At 60.8% G+C, this 19,139-nt stretch carries 18 protein-coding genes; 11 read left to right on the forward strand and 7 right to left on the reverse strand.

The window, feature by feature from the left end:
- The 3 genes from HY962_10025 (at nt 1) to HY962_10035 (ending at nt 3,628) form a co-directional block, all read left to right on the forward strand.
- On the forward strand, nt 1–1,107 hold the full coding sequence (locus tag HY962_10025) for a glycosyltransferase family 9 protein (protein ID MBI5647256.1): 1,107 nt from the start codon (nt 1–3) through the stop codon (nt 1,105–1,107).
- Nucleotides 1,108–1,198: 91 nt separating this feature from the next.
- Nucleotides 1,199–2,764, forward strand: coding sequence for a Ppx/GppA family phosphatase (locus tag HY962_10030; GenBank protein MBI5647257.1), 1,566 nt, complete (start codon nt 1,199–1,201; stop codon nt 2,762–2,764).
- Between the two features lie 99 nt (nt 2,765–2,863).
- Nucleotides 2,864–3,628: a hypothetical protein gene (locus tag HY962_10035; GenBank protein ID MBI5647258.1), complete on the forward strand. Its 765-nt coding sequence runs from the start codon at nt 2,864–2,866 to the stop codon at nt 3,626–3,628.
- A 172-nt stretch (nt 3,629–3,800) separates the two neighbouring features.
- Here the strand turns inward: HY962_10035 and HY962_10040 are convergent, their stop codons facing one another.
- Nucleotides 3,801–4,493 carry a hypothetical protein gene (locus tag HY962_10040; protein ID MBI5647259.1) on the reverse strand — a complete coding sequence of 231 codons (693 nt, stop codon included), beginning with the start codon at nt 4,491–4,493 and terminating at the stop codon, nt 3,801–3,803.
- Nucleotides 4,494–4,673: 180 nt separating this feature from the next.
- Between HY962_10040 and HY962_10045 the strand changes: the two genes are divergently transcribed.
- Nucleotides 4,674–7,388: a T9SS type A sorting domain-containing protein gene (locus tag HY962_10045; protein ID MBI5647260.1), complete on the forward strand. Its 2,715-nt coding sequence runs from the start codon at nt 4,674–4,676 to the stop codon at nt 7,386–7,388.
- 83 nt (nt 7,389–7,471) lie between these two features.
- Here the strand turns inward: HY962_10045 and greA are convergent, their stop codons facing one another.
- The 6 genes from greA to HY962_10075 form a co-directional block, all read right to left on the reverse strand.
- Nucleotides 7,472–7,912 carry a transcription elongation factor GreA gene (gene greA / locus HY962_10050; protein MBI5647261.1) on the reverse strand — a complete coding sequence of 147 codons (441 nt, stop codon included), beginning with the start codon at nt 7,910–7,912 and terminating at the stop codon, nt 7,472–7,474.
- Nucleotides 7,913–8,099: 187 nt separating this feature from the next.
- Nucleotides 8,100–9,311, reverse strand: a complete 1,212-nt coding sequence (locus HY962_10055; GenBank protein ID MBI5647262.1) for a bifunctional 3,4-dihydroxy-2-butanone-4-phosphate synthase/GTP cyclohydrolase II — start codon at nt 9,309–9,311, stop codon at nt 8,100–8,102.
- A gap of 7 nt (nt 9,312–9,318) precedes the next feature.
- Nucleotides 9,319–9,618, reverse strand: a complete 300-nt coding sequence (gene yajC, locus HY962_10060) for a preprotein translocase subunit YajC (protein ID MBI5647263.1) — start codon at nt 9,616–9,618, stop codon at nt 9,319–9,321.
- Between the two features lie 52 nt (nt 9,619–9,670).
- Complete coding sequence (gene tgt, locus HY962_10065; protein ID MBI5647264.1) at nt 9,671–10,840, reverse strand: tRNA guanosine(34) transglycosylase Tgt; 1,170 nt, start codon at nt 10,838–10,840, stop codon at nt 9,671–9,673.
- Nucleotides 10,841–10,866: 26 nt separating this feature from the next.
- Nucleotides 10,867–11,322, reverse strand: a complete 456-nt coding sequence (locus tag HY962_10070) for an Rrf2 family transcriptional regulator (protein ID MBI5647265.1) — start codon at nt 11,320–11,322, stop codon at nt 10,867–10,869.
- Nucleotides 11,323–11,426: 104 nt separating this feature from the next.
- A complete protein-coding gene (locus HY962_10075) occupies nt 11,427–12,119 on the reverse strand; it encodes a hypothetical protein (GenBank protein ID MBI5647266.1) in 693 nt (230 codons plus the stop codon).
- Nucleotides 12,120–12,355: 236 nt separating this feature from the next.
- Between HY962_10075 and HY962_10080 the strand changes: the two genes are divergently transcribed.
- The 7 genes from HY962_10080 (at nt 12,356) to kdpA (ending at nt 19,138) form a co-directional block, all read left to right on the forward strand.
- Nucleotides 12,356–13,000, forward strand: coding sequence for a sigma-70 family RNA polymerase sigma factor (locus HY962_10080; GenBank protein ID MBI5647267.1), 645 nt, complete (start codon nt 12,356–12,358; stop codon nt 12,998–13,000).
- 36 nt (nt 13,001–13,036) lie between these two features.
- Nucleotides 13,037–13,294, forward strand: a complete 258-nt coding sequence (locus HY962_10085) for a hypothetical protein (GenBank protein ID MBI5647268.1) — start codon at nt 13,037–13,039, stop codon at nt 13,292–13,294.
- A 112-nt stretch (nt 13,295–13,406) separates the two neighbouring features.
- Nucleotides 13,407–14,462 (forward strand): PD40 domain-containing protein, encoded by a 1,056-nt coding sequence (locus HY962_10090; GenBank protein MBI5647269.1) that lies wholly within the window; start codon nt 13,407–13,409, stop codon nt 14,460–14,462.
- Nucleotides 14,463–14,478: 16 nt separating this feature from the next.
- Nucleotides 14,479–16,272 carry a M28 family peptidase gene (locus tag HY962_10095; protein MBI5647270.1) on the forward strand — a complete coding sequence of 598 codons (1,794 nt, stop codon included), beginning with the start codon at nt 14,479–14,481 and terminating at the stop codon, nt 16,270–16,272.
- 347 nt (nt 16,273–16,619) lie between these two features.
- Nucleotides 16,620–17,210, forward strand: coding sequence for a potassium-transporting ATPase subunit KdpC (gene kdpC / locus HY962_10100; protein MBI5647271.1), 591 nt, complete (start codon nt 16,620–16,622; stop codon nt 17,208–17,210).
- Between the two features lie 99 nt (nt 17,211–17,309).
- Nucleotides 17,310–17,402, forward strand: coding sequence for a K(+)-transporting ATPase subunit F (gene kdpF, locus HY962_10105; GenBank protein MBI5647272.1), 93 nt, complete (start codon nt 17,310–17,312; stop codon nt 17,400–17,402).
- Nucleotides 17,399–19,138 carry a potassium-transporting ATPase subunit KdpA gene (gene kdpA, locus HY962_10110; GenBank protein ID MBI5647273.1) on the forward strand — a complete coding sequence of 580 codons (1,740 nt, stop codon included), beginning with the start codon at nt 17,399–17,401 and terminating at the stop codon, nt 19,136–19,138. Before kdpF ends, kdpA begins: the two co-directional genes overlap by 4 nt.
- Nucleotide 19,139: the final 1 nt, after the last annotated feature.

Consider the following 19,139-nt stretch of genomic DNA (forward strand, 5'->3'; position numbering starts at 1 on the left):
ATGCGCCGCATCGAAAAAGCGTTCACGCGCCTGATCTTCGCGCTGTTGCGCCTGCTCGTTCATGTGCGGCGCGTGCGCGCCATTCCGCGCGATTCCGTCCGGAACATTCTGGTCATCCGCCAGCACAATCAGCTTGGCGACATGCTGTGCGCGGTGCCGCTGTTCCGCGCGTTGCGCGCAACCTATCCCGATGCGCGCATCGACCTGCTGGCACGTCCGCTCAACAGCGAGATACTGCGCGGCGCCGCCTACCTCGACGAGGTGATCGAGTACGACAAGTCGCGTTTCATGCGCTCGCCCTTTGCGGTGTGGCGCTTCGCGCGGCTGCTCAAGAAACGGCGCTACGACCTCGCGCTTGTGCCCTCCACCGTGTCGATGTCGGTGACGAGCGACATGATCGCGTTCCTGTCGGGTGCGCGCCGACGCATCGGTCCCGGCTCTCTCGACGGTAAAAAAAATCTTTCGGGCTTCCTCTACAATGTGCAGGTGCCGCTGGACTGGCGTCGCGAATCCACCACACACCAGACGCAGCGCAATCTCGACATCGCCTCCATACTCGTCCTTGAACCCGTCCCGCCTGATCTGGAAATAGGACTCAGCGACGATGAAATCCGCGCCGGCAGGGAGCATCTCGACAAAAAGCGCAACGGCCGCGAGCTGGTGATCGGTTTCCATCCCGGCGCGGCCAAAATACCGAACCGCTGGGACGCGCTACGTTTCGCCGAGATCGCCAACCGCTGCGCGGAAATCTACGGGGCGTACATCGTGATCACCGCCGGACCCAACGACGACGATCCCCTGCGCGAGATGACGCTCAACATGCCGAACGAGTGCCTGACACTGCACAACGAACCGATCCGTTTTGTCGCGGGCATCATCCGCCACTGCGACGTGTTTGTCACAAACGACACGGGCATGATGCACGTCTCGGCAGGAGTCGGCACACCCACACTCTCGCTGTTCGGCCCCACGGATCCGCTGCAGTGGGCGCCTCCCGGACAGGCGCACCGCTTCATTCTCGGCAGTGGCGCAAACGTCAACGCCATCACCGTCGACAAAGTGTGGGCCGTCCTCACCGACATGCTCCGCACGCGTCATACACACTGATCACAACGTATCCACTGACTTTCCACTTTCCACCTTCCACCTTCAACCTTCCACCTTCCACTTCCAACCTTCCACCTTCCACCTACCCCCCATGCCCTCCCCCGCCCGTCTCGCCGCCATCGACATCGGCACCAACTCCTTCCACCTGATCGTGGCCGAGGCGCGTCCGAACGGGAAGTTCACCGTGCTGGGCCGTGAAAAGGAAGTTATCCGTCTCGGCGAAGGCAGCAGCGACATGAAGCGTCTTGGCGCTGCGGCGATGGACCGCGGCATGGAGGCGCTGCGCCGTTTTTCCCTCATCGCCGAGCAGCACGACGCGCGCGTGCGCGCCGTTGCCACCAGCGCCGTGCGCGAGGCCTCGAATCGCGACGTGTTTGTCGAGCGTGTGCGGGCGGAATTGGGACTCGAGATCGAGGTGATCAGCGGTTTCGAGGAGGCGCGGCTCATCTATATCGGCGTGCTGCAGGCGCTGCCCGTGTACAACAAGACCGCGCTGCTCGTGGATATCGGAGGAGGAAGTACGGAATTTCTGGTCGGGAAGGCGGGCGAGGTGCAGTACGTCAACAGTCTGAAACTCGGCGCGGTGCGACTGAGCAACCGCTTTTTTCAGGAGAAGACCGTGCGCGCGCGCGACGTGGACGCGTGCCGGGCTTTTCTTGCGGGTGAACTGAATCCCATCGAACGCACGATCCGTTCGGCGGCCATCGACGTGGCGGTCGGTTCGTCGGGTACCATCATCAACACGGCCGCCATGATCCTCGCGGCGCAGGGGCGCGAGGACACCGCCGAGGAGGGCAACGCCGTCATCACGCGCCGCGAACTCGCGCGTGTGGTCGAGACCGTTCTCGCCGCGGGAACAATCACGAAGCGCCGTCAGATCGACGGACTCGATCCGGCGCGCGCCGATATCATCGTGGCCGGTGTGCTGCTGCTGGAACAGATTTTCGAGCGCCTGCATCTGAAGGAAATGGTCACCTCGAAGTACGCCCTGCGCGAGGGTGTGATACTCGACACCATCACCAAGACGCCCGGTCACGAGGACGCAGGGGCGCATCTGCGCAACATCCGTCGCACGAGCGTGCTGCATCTCGGGGAATCGTGCCGCTACGAGGCCCGTCACGGCGCGGCCGTCGCGCGGTACGCGCTGTCGATCTTCGACCAGACGCGCCGCCTGCACAAACTCGGCAGCGCCGAGCGGGAATTGCTCGAGGCCGCGGCGCTGCTGCACGATATCGGCTATCACATCTCGCACTCGCTGCATCACAGGCATTCGTGGTACATCATCCGCTACGCAGAGCTGCTCGGTTTCACCGAGCGCGAAAAGGACGTGATCGCAAACGTCGCGCGCTACCATCGGAAAAGTCATCCGAAACCCAAACACGAAAACTTCGCGGCTCTCGCCGAGCAGGACCGCACCGTCGTCCTGCATCTCTCCGCCATCCTGCGCATCGCCGACGGCCTCGACCGCCGGCATCGCGCCGTCTTCTCGTCGGTCGTCTGTGAACAGACGCGCGACAGCATGACGTTCCGGCTCCACAGGCATCGCGCGGTCGACTGCTCGCTCGAGGTCTGGGGCGCCGAACGCCGCAAGGACCTCTTCGAACAACTGTACGGACTCCGGACGGTATTCACTCCCGAGCAATCGGAGAAGCCGTGAAACAACCGTCATCCTGTTTCGTTCAATCTCCATGAGCTTATTCACCGGGTACAATTCCCCTCACGAACTCTCACGAGACACCACAACACAGGGTAGACCATGACACACACACGTACTTCCTCCGGCATACTTCTGGCGCTCGCGCTCGCGGCGATCGTTGCGCTTGCGCAGCCCGCACATCTCCTTGCGCAGGAAGAAGAACGCCCGACGGGCGTGACCGCCGGACTGCACCTGCAGCTCGTTTTCCCGCGCGGCGACTTCGAAAAGAAAGTCGACAACCTCGGCTTCGGCGCCAACATCGATCTGGGGTATTCCTTCCCCGGCCTGCCCGTCACTGTGGGCCTCGAAGGCGGCTACGTCGTGTACGGCAGCAAGACGTACAAGACGCAGTTCAGCGAATTTGTTCCCGTCAGCGTCGAGGTGACTGCCACAAACAGCATCGTGCCTCTGCACCTCTTTTGCCGCCTGCAACCACACTACGGCGACTTCCGGCCCTACGCCGAAGGCCTGCTGGGCATGAATGTGCTCACCACCTCGTCGAGCGTGCGCAACTTGAATACCGACGAGGAAATCGCGGGCGACACCAAACACTCCGACGTGGCCTTTTCGTACGGTGCGGGCGGCGGCGTGATGGTGCGCGTGTGGAGCGGCACTGCGCCTGATCAGAGCAGCGGCCGCAACCATCCGATGGAGGTGTTTGTCGATGCGCGCGTGCGCTACCTCTACGGCGGCACCGCCAAGTACTACACCGACAACGCGGTGTACCAGCTCCCCAACGGCGCCGTAAAATTCGACGACTCGAAACTCACCTCGTCAAAGACCGATTACATCACCGCCATGCTCGGCGTTGTCGTGCGCCTCTAACAGCGGGAGAGACACACGCAGCGTTCCGACCACGCTGCTCCCCTCGATACAATTCGCCCCCCTTGCTGCATACAGAGCAAGGGGGGCGTTGTATTAACGACGTACAATCACCTCAATTCCGCGAGAAGTATTCCTTCTACCCACCTACCATCTACTCTCTACCAACTACCATCTACCGCTTCCTCGACCCCGCGTAATCCTCGCGCAACCGTCGGCCGATCACTTCGCCCACGTCGGTCGCAGCCGCAAGCACGGCGTCCTGAATTTCCTTTTCCGACATGGCAAAGAAGCGCACGGCGTTCAGGACGCTGGCGGCTGTGGCCACACCCGACACCGGAACGGCGCCCGACGGTGTGAAGGTGATGGTTGAGGTCACGGCCTCGGCCTCATCCCATATCTCCTCGCCCGTGCGGCGGTCGATGAGCATACACAGCGCCTCGACACGCAGGAACACACCCGTCGCGCGCGACACGACGTCGCATTGGCGCAGCACCGTCTCGACAACAAAGTCGGTGCGCTCGCCGGCCGCATCGACGCCGGTGCCGGAGAGGTAGGTCTCGACGGTGCGTTGTACACCGCTGTTGATGGCGCTTGCAACACCGATGGGTCGGACGGCATTGTGCAGCTTGCTCTCCGCGCCGCCCGACAGCAGGTCCGATCCGATACCCGAGACCAGCGCGCCGACGGTACCGCCGGGTGTCGGATTTTCGATGTCGATACGTACCCGCGAGGCGTCGGACGCGACGACGGGCCGGAACATGAATTCCTTCCCTGCAAAATCGTAGCGCGCGAGTTGGTGTGATGGACCACACGCGGAAAGCAGGGCGAGAGCGGCCAGGGCTGCCAGAGAGAGAAGACGAGACATAGGTCTGATATTGTTGTGAGAGTGTACGAGAATATGAAAACCTACGGCGTTGCGCGCACTTCTCAAAGCGGTGCGGAATTCCGGCATTGCACACACACGGCGCGCGTGCTAGATTGTGTGCTTGATCGACGCGCGCGGAACCGGATCCGGCTCCGCCTTTCCACGACATACGGAGATATTATGTCACGACACCGCCATTGCGGCGTTGCGGGCCTGCTTTTCTTCCTGCTCGCCACCGCACTTTCCACAAGCCAGTCGCTCGAGACGCGGGCGCACCGCGAGGCCGAGATGCAGCGTTACGCCAAACTCACTGCGCGCGAGTCGCATGTGCTCGCGTCGGGAGCGGACTACGACGTAGTCCATTACCGTCTCGAACTCACCATGCCCTCGGCCGATCCGCAATTCCGCGGCGCGGTGACGATGAAGGCGAACAGCACCATCGACGGACTCGGCACGGTGGTACTCAACGCGGGAGCGGCGCTGGTTATCGATTCCGTGCTCGACGGCGCGCGCACCATCATGGCCTTTGCGCACGAGGGCGACTCGCTCAAGGTGACAGTCGGAAACCTGGCCCGCGGCGCGGCGTTTGAACTGCGTATCGTGTATCACACACCGTTTCAGGATAGTCCCGTCGCGCGCGGCCTCGTGAATCACGCGGTGTTCGGAGGGCAGACCCTCGCGATAGGATCGCAGTCGGAACCGTATGACGCGCGCCACTGGTGGCCGTGCAAGGACGATCCGGCGGACAAGGCCGACTCGGTCGAAGTGGTTGTCACCGTCGACTCGTCCCTCTTCTGCGTGAGCAACGGCCTGCTGCGCGCCGACACGCGCCACACCGACGGCACGCGCACCTTCCACTGGGTTTCGAAATATCCGATCGCGACCTACCTCGTCATGATCGCGGCGGCGCGGTACGCGACGTTCGATACCACCTTCACACATGCCGGCATTACGATGCCCGTCACAAACTGGTACTACGGCTTGACCGCTGCGCAGATGGCGCAGAGTGAAACGGCCATGCTCGACGGACTGCGCGTGTACTCGGATCTCTTCGGGACCTACCCGTTCATACGCGAGAAGTACGGCATGGCCGAGTATGAGGCCTTCGGCGGCGCGATGGAACATCAGACCGTGTCGTCCATGGGCTTCTACGGCACCGATGTCACGGTGCATGAGCTGTTTCATCAGTGGTTCGGCGACAAGGTGACCTGCGCCACCTTCGAGCACATCTGGTTGAACGAGGGCTGGGCGACATACGGCGAAGCCCTCTACGCGGAATCGCGCTGGGGTCTCGCGGGACTGAAGGACATCATGTCCTCCAACACATTCTACGGACCCGGTACGATCTACGTGTACAACGCGCTCGACAAGGGCATGAACCAGATCTTCAACGGCAATCTTTCATACAACAAGGCCTCGTGGGTCGTGCACATGCTGCGCCACGTCGTGGGCGACAGCGTCTTCTTCCGCGCCACACGCAAATATCTCGGAGGCGAGGAACGCACGGCCTACCGCAGCGTGACCACCGACGAATTCCGCGGCTACTACGAGCGCGAGAGCGGCATGGATCTGCGTCCCTTCTTCCAGCAGTGGATCATGGGCGAGTACTTTCCGACGTACAAGGTGAGCTGGACCTCCGCGCCCTCGGGCGCCGACACGCAGGTGGATCTGCGCATCGAGCAGCTCTACACGCCGCAGCGGCAGGTGTTCGACATGCCGATCGACATCACCTTCCAGCTCGCGGGCCGCGACACCACCGTCGTTATACGCAACAACACCGCGCTCGCGACATACACATTTGTCCTGCCCGAGAAACCCCGCACCGTGCAGCTCGACAAGGACAACTGGATACTGAAGCAGGTTGTCACACCGATCGCGAATCCCACCTTCGACAAGGGCATCCTGCTTGTGAACGGCGTGGATTGGGACGTCGAGGCGTACACGACGGAAATCAAAAACGCGTACGCCGATTCCATATTCACCGGCAACAAGCCCTACACATTCTGGGATCTGTTCCCTGATCCCGACGCGGGGTATCCGGCGAACATGCCCGCGCCCGCCGGCAGCGGCGCGGTGCCCGCAGAACTCATCGGCAATTACTGCACGGTTGTATGGATAGGAAATGCCTACGGCGGCGACGAGGCCGTGTGGAACAATTCGAACATCTGGGAATACATCAAGGCCGGCGGCAATGTGATTCTGGTGACCCGTATGGGCCGTTCGTTTATCTCGACCGATCTGCAGCAGTTCCTTGGTCTGACATGGGTGCAGAGCAACCGTCCGCTGGCGGAACTCAAAACAAAGCAGACCTGGCTGGCGAACATGCGTGTCGTCGGCGACCAGTCGCTTGTGCATCCCTTCCAGTCGGTGCTCACCCGTCCCGAGAACGAACTCCTGTACGTCGACACGCAGGCGAATCCCTCGGCCGAGCTTGGGCAGGGCGTACTGGCCAAGCCGCAGACCATCGCGGGCGCACCCACGGGATACATGGCCTTCCTCAGCATGCGCCCCTACCGCGTTGTGCCCGAAGACATGAAGCCCACGATGCAGGCGCTGCTCGACCGGCTGCCCTGTATTCCGCGGTCGACAGGCGTGACGGAGCCGCTGGCGCCGGACGCGCCGGAGATCGTTTCCACGTTCCCGAATCCGATACACGCCGCGCACACATCGCTGATCACGATCAACTACCGCACGGGCGCCACCACGGCGCGGTACGCGACGCTGCGGCTGTATGACGCGCTCGGACGCGAGGTGCGCACACTCGAAAACGGCGAGGTAGGACCGGGCCTGCACGCCGCGGTCGTCGATGCGTCGACGCTGCCCGCGGGCGTCTACATCTGCACCATCGAATCGGGCGGCATCGAGGCGGCGCGTACGCTGCACGTCCTGCGTTAACACGGGCGCTTTCCCGCGCATAAAACGGAGAAGGCCGTCCTGAATTCTCAGGACGGCCTTTTGTATTCAGAGGGGGGCGATCGTCAGCGCGTGATGTTGATGATCGTGTATTCGAGCGTGCCGGCCGGGACTGTCACCGTCACATCGTCGCCGAGTTTCTTCTTCAACAGTGCTTTACCGATGGGCGAGGTGACCGAGATCTTGTTCACGTCGAAGTCGGCTTCTTCCGGGGAGACAAGTTTGTATGTGACTGTTTCGCCGGATTTGCGATCCTTCAATGTCACATCGGAGAGGATGTACACGGCGTCGTTCGGCAGATCCTTCGACTCGATGATGCGCGCGCGCGACAGTGTGGTCTCGAGTTTGCTGATACGGAGTTCGAAAAGCCCCTGCTCTTCCTTCGCCGCGTCATACTCCGCGTTTTCACTCAAATCGCCGTGCGAGCGCGCCTCGGAAATCTTGTCTGCGATCTCCGCACGACCCTTGGTCTTCATCTCATGCAGTTCGCGTTCCAGTTCGCGCATGCGTTCGCGCGTCAGGTACACGGTTCCAGATCCTTCCACGACGTGACTCCTCAATTGGATGGAAACAATAAAAAAACAGAGCCAGCGTTCCGCCCGGAATACTGGCTATGCTTTCCTAATATAGTGAGCGGCCACGCTGAAGTCAAGCGCCCCACCCTGTTCTTACATCCTAACTCCTAGCTCCTCCTCAGTGATCCTTCGAGAGAAGGTGCCCCATCTTCTCGCGCTTCGTGCGGAGATAGAACTCATTGACCTCGTTCGGCATGATCTCGATGGGCACTCGCTCGACGATCTCCAGGCCGTAACTCTGCAGTCCGATGAGTTTCTTGGGATTGTTGGTGATGAGCCGCATCTGGTGCACGCCGAGGTCGGCAAGAATCTGCGCGCCGATGCCGTAATCGCGAAGGTCCTCCTGGAAACCGAGTTCCAGATTGGCCTCGACGGTATCGCGACCGAGATCCTGCAGATTGTAGGCCATGAGCTTGTTTGCGAGGCCTATGCCCCGGCCTTCCTGGCGCATGTAGAGAATGATGCCGCGCCCCTCGCGCTCGACCATCATCATGGCCGCGTTGAGCTGGTCCTTGCAGTCGCAGCGCAGTGACCCGAACGTATCACCCGTGATACACTCCGAATGCACACGCACGAGCACCGGACCGGGCTGCGTCATGTCGCCGCGCACGAGGGCAAGATGTTCCTTGCTATCGAGCACGTTTTCGTAGAGATGGATTTCGAAGTCGCCGTAGCGCGTGGGCAGTTTCGACTGCGCGAGCTTTTTAATGAGTCGCTCTTTCTGCACGCGGTAGGCGATGAGATCCTGTACGGAGATGATCTTGAGATGGTGCTTGCGCGCGATCGAGAGGAGCTGGGGGAGGCGCGCCATACTGCCGTCTTCGTTGAGAATCTCGCAGAGAACACCCACGGGCCGGAGGCCGGCCAGCAGGGCGAGATCGACGGCGGCTTCGGTATGACCCGCGCGGCGCAGCACGCCGCCCGGTATGGCCTTGAGGGGAAAGATGTGCCCCGGGCGCGCCAAATCACGCGGCTTTGTCGCGGGATCCGCGAGCGCGCGGATGGTGGCCGTGCGGTCGGCCGCCGAGATGCCGGTGCTGGTGTTGTGCACGTAGTCGACGGTCACGGTGAAATTTGTTCCGTGGATCGCCGTGTTGGTGTCGACCATCATGTCGAGGCCGAGATCGTGCATGCGTTCTTCGGTGAGCGGCGTGCAGACGAGTCCGCGGCCCTCCGATATCATGAGATTGACGATCTCGGGTGTGACGAGTTCGGCGGCGCAGACGAAATCGCCTTCGTTTTCGCGGTCCTCGTCGTCGACGATGATGATGACCTTGCCCGCGCGAATATCGGCGATGGCTTCGTCGACGCTATGGAAATGGGAGGACATGTGCTGCTTATTCCGACGCTTCCTTGGTGATGCTCGCGATGGCTGCGCGCTCGAACTTGAGTTTGAGGTTGTCGCCCGCGTCGATCAGCACGGTCTTCTCGTCGACGCTCACGACCTTGCCGTGCATGCCGCCGGTGGTGACGACCTTGTCGCCCTTCTTCACGCTGTCGAGTAGCTTCTGGCGTTCCTTCGCGCGCTTCTGCTGCGGACGGAGAATCATGAAATAGAAGATGACAAAGATCAGCGCGAAGAAAATGAGGGTGCTGACCATGCTGTTGCCGCCGCCCCCGCCCTGCTGCGGGGCCATGAGCGCGATAAAAAGTGAATTCACAAAATGCTCCTTGCTGGTGCGATTCGAATCATGCGGCGTGTGTGCCGCTCGTGTACCGGGCGATGAATTGCTGCTTCCACCCGGAAAAGACATCTCCCAAAATAGCATTCCGCATGTCGCGCGTCAATTGCAGGTAAAATGCCAGGTTGTGCTGCGAGGCGAGCTGCATCGCGAGCGTCTCGCGCACATGAAAGAGATGCCGCAGATACGCGCGGCTGAATGTCGCGCAGGCGTAACAGCCGCATTGCGCGTCGATGGGGGCCTCGTCGCGCGCGAATCGCTCCTTGTCGATGGGAAGCGGTCCGTCGAAGGTGAACAGCAGACCGTGACGGCCGTCGCGTGTGGGCATGACACAGTCGAACATGTCCACGCCGCGCGACACGGCCTCGACGATGTTGAGCGGGGTGCCGACGCCCATCAGATAGCGCGGCTTGTGCGCGGGCAATGCCGCGGCGGTGTACCCGGTCACCTCGTACATAGTGTCGATGTCCTCGCCCACGGCAAGACCACCGATGGCGTACCCGTCGAAGTCCAACGCGATAAGTCCTTCCGCATTGCGAAGGCGCAGGTCCTGGAACACATTCCCCTGCACGATGCCAAAAGCCGCCTGCGTGTGTCCGTAGTGAGGGACGGTTTTCCCGAGATGTTCGCGGGCCTGCGCGGCCCAGCGAAGCGTCAATTCGGCGCTGCGCGCGGCGTATTCGTATCCGCAGTCCGCGGCGGGACACTCGTCGAGTATCATCATGATGTCGGAGCCGATATCGCGCTGAATGTCGATGACACTCTCGGGAGTGAAACGGTGCACCGAGCCGTCGATATGCGAACGGAAGGTGACACCGCTCTGTTCAATGCGGCGCAATTGCGCAAGACTGTACACCTGATAGCCGCCGCTGTCGGTAAGCATCGCGCCGTTCCATGCCATGAACCGGTGCAATCCCCCGCGCTCCCGCAGGAAGTCCGCTCCGGGGCGCAGCGCGAGATGGTAGGTGTTCGCCAGGATAATGCGCGCGCCGATGTCGACAAGCTCCCGCTGCTCGACGGCCTTTACGGTTCCCTGTGTACCCACCGGCATAAACACCGGCGTGGGGATGTCGCCGTGACCGGTGTGTACAATTCCCGCGCGCGCGCCGGTCGTTGCATCACGATGCGCGAGAGTAAAAAACGGGGACGCGCTCCCGTGTCTCCCGGGTGCGGACATGTGTGAAGGACCCTCGGAAAGAATGGTTACTTCTTTCCCGACTTCTTCTTGTTGAATACGTAGGGCGCGCCCTGCGAGGTCACCTTGCCGATGATGTCGGACAATGTGATGCCCTTCAGGTAATTCGCGAAGCGGTTGTTCGCTTCGACGAATGAATCGAGGACGACGCAGGTCGACTTCAGGTGGCAGTCCATAATGCCGAGACAGCAGTGGCGCTTGATGACGGGTCCGTCGACAGCTTCAACGATGTCGAGAAGGGTAACCGACGCGGGGTCCTTGGCGAGAAGATATCCACCCGTGATTCCGCGCTGTCCCAGAATGATGCGGGCGGTAGAAAGCTGCTGGAAGATCTTCGCCAGATAGGTGCGGGAGACGTTCTGATACTCCGCGATTTCAGAAATCTGGACGGGCTCGCCCGATTTCTTCGTGACGAGATATACGAGCCCGTGGACTGCGTATCCTGCGGATTTTGAAATGTGCATGGTCGTACTGGTATGGTGAGAATAAGAGGCCCATCAATTCAGAGTAAAATTATCACAATTTTTTCGGATTACAATATGGTCTGAATTTTTTTTTGCAGACATCGTCATTGATCGGCCGAGAACCAGCCGCGCCATCCGCATTTGTGGCAGCGGTACGGACGCCTGCCGAGCAGTTTGCGGCGAAGCGTCTCCCATATGTTGCGCGGGCGGGAACGGAACAGGCGGAACTCACCGCAGCTCGGACAGGCGCGTCCCTTGTGCCGTTTCGAGGAATGAAATTCCAAATCCTGCGGTTCGGAATACGGCTTGGGTTGTGCGTCGATGCTGGGCATCTCCACGTCACCGAACCCGTCGTCATCGAGCGGAGGACGGATCACCTGCGCGGGCCTTTCGTCCGGCGGAAACGTGCTGCTGCGGGATGGTGTCTCCGGCGCGCCGCCGGTGGGCGATGCAGGTGGAGGGGCAGGCGTAGCTGGACGCGGGATATCCCTTTCGGGCGGCAGAATCGCTTCGATGGGTGCAGCCCCGTCATCCAAGGTAAAATTCGGGATCGTGTCGTCGCCCTCGACCATGGGGGCTGCTACCGATTCGATGCCGCTTGCGGAGTAACGCAATTTCGCTTCGTCAACCCAGCCGCGCCAACCGCACTCATGGCAGCGGAACACCCGCTTGAGGGTGTGCGCGCGCTTGAATCGTTCCAGACGCGTCTTGCTGTGGCTCCTCCGCAGGGCTTCGGCGCCGCACTTCGGACACAAGGCGATCACCTCGCTATGCTGTAACCAGGGGTGGTGTTCCATGCTCGTGGCAATTGTGGGGGTTAGTCGGCAGGTTCTTCCCGGGGCCGGACAGTACTGGTGGGAAATATAACTCCGGCAGCCGCCCATTTCATAACCCGTTGCACACGGTTTTCAAGACAATTCCCCGTATTATCGGTACAATCAGGGCAAAAAGTAGTCCCCACCGCAAAAATTGTGAAATCTCGGGAACTCGCCCTATATTCTTGAGCTAAGGATTAGCCGAATGATGGAGATATATGTCGCTCCTGAACCCTGAACTTCAGGAAGAAATATTGGATGAAAATTCGGTCGATGCGCCCATCGACGCCGAATACTTGAAGAAGCGCCACCTCGAATTCGAGCGCGAGGCGCTTCCACATATGGACGCATTGTACAACTTCGCGCTGCGCATGACATCCGATCCGGATGATGCCGACGATCTGCTGCAGGAAACCTACCTGAAGGCCTACCGTTTCTTCGACAAATTCGAGAAAGGAACGAACTGCAAGGCCTGGCTGTTTCGCATCATGAAGAACTCCTTCATCAACATCTACCGGAAAGTGGCAAAAGAGCCGGACAAGGTGGATTACGATGAGGTCGAGGAGTTCTATCACTCGATCCGGGCGGAATCGGCGGATGCCAACGACCTGGAAGAAAAGCTGTTTTCGAATCTGCTCGACGACGACGTCTCCGAGGCGCTTGAATCGCTGCCCGAGGAGTTCCGAACCGTGGTGATCCTGTGCGACATCGAGGGATTCACATACGAGGAGATAGCGGAATTTGTGGAATGCCCGATCGGGACAGTCCGGTCGCGCCTCCACCGCGGGCGGAAAATGCTGCGCGCAAAACTCCTTGATTACGCAAAGTCCCGCGGATTCGCATCGGCCGACGAGACGATCTGATACCACCACCATTCACTGCGCTGCGACGCGAGACCAATGAAAGCGGAAGAAGTCCCGGAATACATCAGCGCCCTTGTCGACAAGGAAATCACGGATCTGACCGACGAGGAAGTGGAGATCCTGCAGCGGATGGTGCATGAGCGGCCGGAGTTGTTCGGGGAGTATCAACTGAATCTGGCCACGAAGCTGTGTCTGCACAAACACCTCAAGTCCGTCCGCTGTCCGACCGCAACGTCCGACACGATTCGTTCCACGATTTATCACCTTTTTAAATCGCAGCGGGCGACACTGTAGACACGCGTTTCTGTTTCCCGGCACGTTCCCGCCGCCGTTGCCTGTCGGCGCAGGGCCGGTGTGCCGCGCCGATTACGTCGCATCACAGACATTCATTCCGAAGATCCCCGTCATGAAGATATTTGCCCCAACCTTTATCCTTGTTCTTGCCATCCACGCCGGCGCTCTGGCGCAGGAGGCGGGCTCCGACGATGCCCGGCTACTCCGTGACGGCGAGAAACACCTGCGAAACATCCGTCAGCTCACCTTTGAGGGCGAGAACGCCGAGGCATACCTGTCCTTCGACGAAACCAAACTCATCTTCCAGTCGCGTCTCGCGGGAATGGAGTGCGACCAGATCTACACGATGACCATCGACGGCGCCGACCGTCGTCGTGTGTCGTCGGGCAACGGACGCACCACATGTTCGTACTGGCTGCCCGACGGAGAACACATCATCTACGCCTCCACGGAGGGACACGCCGCCGACTGCCTGCCTCAGCCCGACAAGTCGAAGGGGTATGTGTGGAAACTGTATCCCGAGTTCGACATTTACCGCGCTCGTTCCGACGGCAGCGAAATACAACCGCTGGCGGTGTCGGACGGGTACGATGCGGAGGCGACCGTGTCGCCCAACGGCGACAAGATCATTTTCACCTCGACGCGCGACGGGGATCCCGAACTTTACATCATGAACATCGACGGCAGAAATCTCACCCGCCTGACACACGAGCCGGGCTACGACGGTGGCGCCTTTTTCTCGCCGGACGGTTCGAAGATCGTGTTCCGCGCCAGCAGGCCGCGCACCGAGGAGGAGCAGGCCGCGTACAGGGAGTTGGTGAACGAACATCTCGTCCGACCGACAAATCTCGAAATCTTCGTGATGGACGCCGACGGCAGCAACATGCGCCAGGTGACCGACAATGGCGCGGCGAATTTTGCGCCGTATATGCACCCCGACGGCCGACGCATTATTTTCTGTTCGAACATGGACGCCAGCAACCGGCGGAACTTCGACCTGTACATGGTGAGCATCAACGGCGGCGAAGCCGAACGTATCACCTTCGACGGCGAGTTCGACGGATTTCCCATGTTTCTGCGTGACGGAAAACATCTTGTATTCTGCTCAAATCGCAACAACAAGAATCCCGGCGACACAAACGTCTTTATCGCCGAATGGGTCGACTGATCCGAGGAATTTCAGCATGACACGCACCCGCCTTACCACAATCCTCCTTCTCGCGGCCGCCTGCGCGGCGTACGCACAGACGATTCCGCCTCCGCCTCCCACGTCGACGGCCGACGTGACCATCGACGAGCTGGGCTATCACATCCGCTACCTCGCGTCCGACGAACTCGAAGGCCGGGGCACGGGAACAAAGGGCGGCGAACTGGCCGTCTCGTACCTGGAGCGCGAGTTCCAGCGCTACGGGCTCGCGCCCGCGGGGGACAAGGGCTACCGCCAGACCTTCGAAGCCGTGACCGGCGTGGCCATGGGCGCCGACAATACTCTGACCCTCTCGACGGCTGGTGCGCGCCGCACGCTGCTGGTCGGACGCGATTTCACTCCCTACGGTTTCTCCGCTGCGGGCAGGGCCTCGTCGCCTCTCGTCTTCGCGGGCTACGGGATAAACGCACCGAACAAGCAGTACAACGACTACGCGTCCGTCGACGTGAAGGGCCGCGTGGTGCTTGTGGCGAAGGGACATCCCGAGAGCGGCAATCCGCATTCGGACTTCGACGACATCTCCAGCGTGCGCAGCAAGGCGCTCTTCGCGCGTGAAGCGGGCGCGGCCGCGCTGCTCATCGTGAATCCCGATGGCGACGGCCTCGCGGAGTTCACCTACGACAATTCGCCTCAGGGTGCGGGCATCATGGTCGTGAATATCACACGTGCCGAGGCCCTTGCGCTCTTCACCCGCGAGGCGCTCCCCGCCATACTCGCGCGCATCGACAGCACTAAAACACCGGCGTCGTCCGTCTTGTCCGATGTGACCGCCGATATTCAGACCGACGTATCCTTTATTCGCAAGCCCGTCTCGAATGTCGCCGCCCTGCTCGAGGGGAGCGATCCGGCGCTGCGCGGACAGGTCATTGTGATCGGCGCGCATTACGACCATCTCGGCTGGGGGCAGAGCGGATCGCTGTACCGCGGCAAGGATCGCGTGATACACAACGGCGCCGACGACAACGCGTCGGGTACCGCGGCGATGCTCGAACTCGCGCAGTACTTTGCGTCGAACCGGCCACGGCGGTCGGTGCTGTTTCTCGGTTTCGCCGCGGAGGAGATGGGCCTGCTCGGTTCGTCGCATTGGGCGAAGAATCCCACGAGGCCGCTTGCCGACGTCGCGTGGATGATCAACATCGACATGCTCGGCCGCCTTTCCGACAGCACCAATAAATTGAACGTGCAGGGTGTGGGCACTTCGAATGGTTTTGAAGAACTCGTGAAAAAAGTAAACGAGTCCTACAAGTTCGACCTCGGCCTGATTCAGGACGGGCAGGGCTCGAGCGACCACGCCAGCTTCTACCGCAAGGATCTGCCCGTGCTGTTCTTCTTCACCGGCCTGCACACCGACTATCACCGTCCCAGCGACGACGCCGACAAGATCAACCTCCCCGGCGAGCAACGCGCGGCGCGCTTCATCGCCGATGTGCTGCGGGCAATCGACGCGCGCGACGAGCGTCCGCTCTTCACGAAGGTCGTGGTAAAGGAAGACCGGCGCGTACGTGGTTTCAACGTGTATGTCGGAACGATTCCCGACTACGGAAACACCGAGGAAGGATTCAAGATCACAGGCACGAGTCCGGGCAGTCCTGCCGAAAAGGCGGGTCTCAAGGCCGGCGACCTTATCGTGCAATTCGGCGACACCAAGCTGAAGAACATCTACGATTACATGAATGCGCTCGGCCTGCACAAGCCCGAGGAGGATGTGCCGGTGACCGTGAAACGCGGAGGCGAGCTTCTCACGCTGACGATACACCTCGTCAAAAAGTAACACGCGCAAAGCTGGGCGAACACGGCGCGGGGTGGTTCTTCCACCCCGCGCCGTTGCATTTTCGGGGGAACGGAGATTGGGATGCAGCGACACGGGCCGCGCGGGGAGCGGGCTGACGGCGCTCCCCTGCGTCAAAAATCTTGACGAATTCTTTATAAGACACATGCGGCTTTTTACGGTGTCTTCACATGCTTTTGTAAGGGTGATGATGAGATTGTGGGTGTCATGCCCCGCGTCATACTGCCGCGTGAGGTCCCCCGCGATGGATGCACAGAGCTTCCGGGAGACGACACTGCGGCGCGTTCCAGCGGCATGACCTGCAATCGTCTGGTACATGGAGGTCACTCATGCGACACCATCTTCGGCCCGCGCTTGTGCTTCTCGCCGGCTGCATGCTTCTCACCGGAGCAGCGTATCCCGCCCTGGTCACGGCCCTTGCCGATCTGTTCTTCCCCTGGCAAAGACACGGCAGCCTGATCCGCCACGGCGACACGGTGCTGGGATCCGCGCTGCTGGGACAACAATTCTCGCGGCCCGAATATTTCTGGGGACGACTGTCGGCGACGGTGCCCATGCCGTATAACGCCGGCGCTTCGGGCGGATCCAATTATGCTCCAACACACGATTCCCTGCTGGCAAGGGCTCGACAGCGCATAGCCGATCTCCGGGCTTTCGACACGTCGGACACACGCCCTGTTCCCGTCGATCTTGTCACGGCCTCGGGAAGCGGCCTCGATCCGCATATAAGCGTCGCCGCGGCGATGTATCAGATTCCCCGGGTCGCAAAAGCCCGGGGCATCCCGGAGGAGCCGTTGTACGCCCTGATCGAGAGTCACACGGAATCGCGGGGATGGGGATTTCTCGGCGAAGCCCGGGTACACGTGCTGCGGTTGAACATCGCGCTCGATTCGTTGAGGGAGGGACCGACCCATGAGTGATCTCGTCTATGTTCTTCTTGTGGCGGGCTTCGGGCTCTGTACGGTCGGCCTCATACAGCTCTGCGAGCGACTGCGCGCCAGCGACAGTGGAGGACGGCGATGATCACATTTCAGGTCGTTGCGGCGTGTGTTGCGATCGGACTCCTCGCCTACCTGTTCGTCGCGATGCTCAAACCGGAGAAGTTCTCATGATCCCCATCGACATACTCCGCCTGTTCGTGCTCATTGTGCTTCTCACGGCCGCGTGTATCCCTCTCGGCAGGTATATGGCACGCGTCTATTCGGGTTCGCGGACATTTCTCGATCCGCTGCTGCGCCCGATAGAGCGGGCCATTTACCGTGTCGCCGGTATTCGCGCGGAGGAAGAACACGACTGGAAATGGAATGCGACGGCCATGCTCGTGATCAATGCCGCCGGGTACGTCGTACTCTACGCGCTGCTTCGGATGCAGGACATGCTCCCGTTCAATCCCCAATCGCTCCCCGGCGTTGCGGCCGACACGGCGTTTAATACCGCCGTAAGTTTCGTGTCCAACACAAACTGGCAGTCGTACAGCGGAGAGACAACGATGAGTTATCTCTCGCAGATGTTTGGACTCACCGTACAGAACTTCCTCTCTGCGGGCACGGGCATGGCGGTTGCCGCGCTGTGTATCCGCGGCCTCGCGCGCCACTCCACCACGCTGCTGGGAAATTTCTGGGTGGATCTGACGCGCAGCATTCTGTACATCCTCTTGCCCCTTTCCATGTGCCTCGCCCTTGTACTGGTGTCGCAGGGTGTGATTCAGAATTTTGATGCGCCCGTGCCGGCGACTTCTCTTGAAACCGCACACAGGGCCGGTGCAGCGGATGGCGCGTCGGGTCTTGTGCCGATGGGTCCGGCAGCGTCGCAGATAGCGATTAAGCAACTTGGCACAAACGGGGGCGGATTTTTTAACACAAACGCGTCGCACCCGTTCGAAAATCCCACGCCGCTGTCGAATCTGCTGCAGATGCTTGCCATTCTCCTGCTCCCCGCGGCCCTCTGTTTCACCTTTGGATCGATGGTCCGCGATTCACGGCAGGGAACGGCGCTGTACATCGCGATGCTTGCGATTCTGCTCTGTGCATCCGCAGGAGTCCTTGTGGTGGAAGAACAGGGCAATCCCGTATTCATGCGTCTCGGAGTCGATCAGACGTCCACTTCCATACAATGCGGCGGAAACATGGAAGGGAAGGAGGTGCGATTCGGCGCAGGCAACTCCGCGTTGTGGGCGGTGTTCACGACGGCCGCGTCGAACGGATCCGTCAACTCCATGCACGATTCTTTCATGCCCTTGGGAGGCGGCATCCTGATGTTCCTCATGCAGCTCGGCGAGGTTGTGTTCGGGGGAGTCGGTTCCGGACTCTACGGAATGTTCGTGTTTGTGATCGTGGCGGTCTTTGTCGCGGGTTTGCTTGTCGGCCGCACGCCGGAGTATCTCGGACACAAGATCGACGCCTTCGACATGAAGATGTCGTCGCTGCTCATCCTGATCATGCCGATAACCGTGCTCGGATTGACGGCCTTGGCAGTGTCGTGCGACGCGGGGCGTACAGCGATATTTAACGGCGGGCCGCACGGCTTCAGCGAAGTGCTGTATGCGTTCACCTCGACGGGAAACAACAACGGGAGCGCATTCGCGGGCCTCGGTGCGAACACTCCGTTCTACAACATCAGCGGCGGCATCGCCATGCTGATCGGCCGTTATTGGCTCGCCGTTCCCGCGCTCGCCCTCGCGGGTTCCCTCGCCGGCAAACAGCACACTCCGCCGGGACAGGGCACTCTTCCCACACACACGCCGTTGTTCATCGGCTGGCTCCTTGCGATCGTGCTCCTTGTCGGCGCATTGAATTTTATTCCGGCACTGGCTCTCGGCCCCATTGCAGAACACCTTCTGCTTCCCTGAC

The sequence above is a fragment of the Ignavibacteriota bacterium genome (assembly GCA_016218045.1).
GTDB lineage: Bacteria > Bacteroidota > Ignavibacteria > SZUA-365 > SZUA-365 > JACRFB01.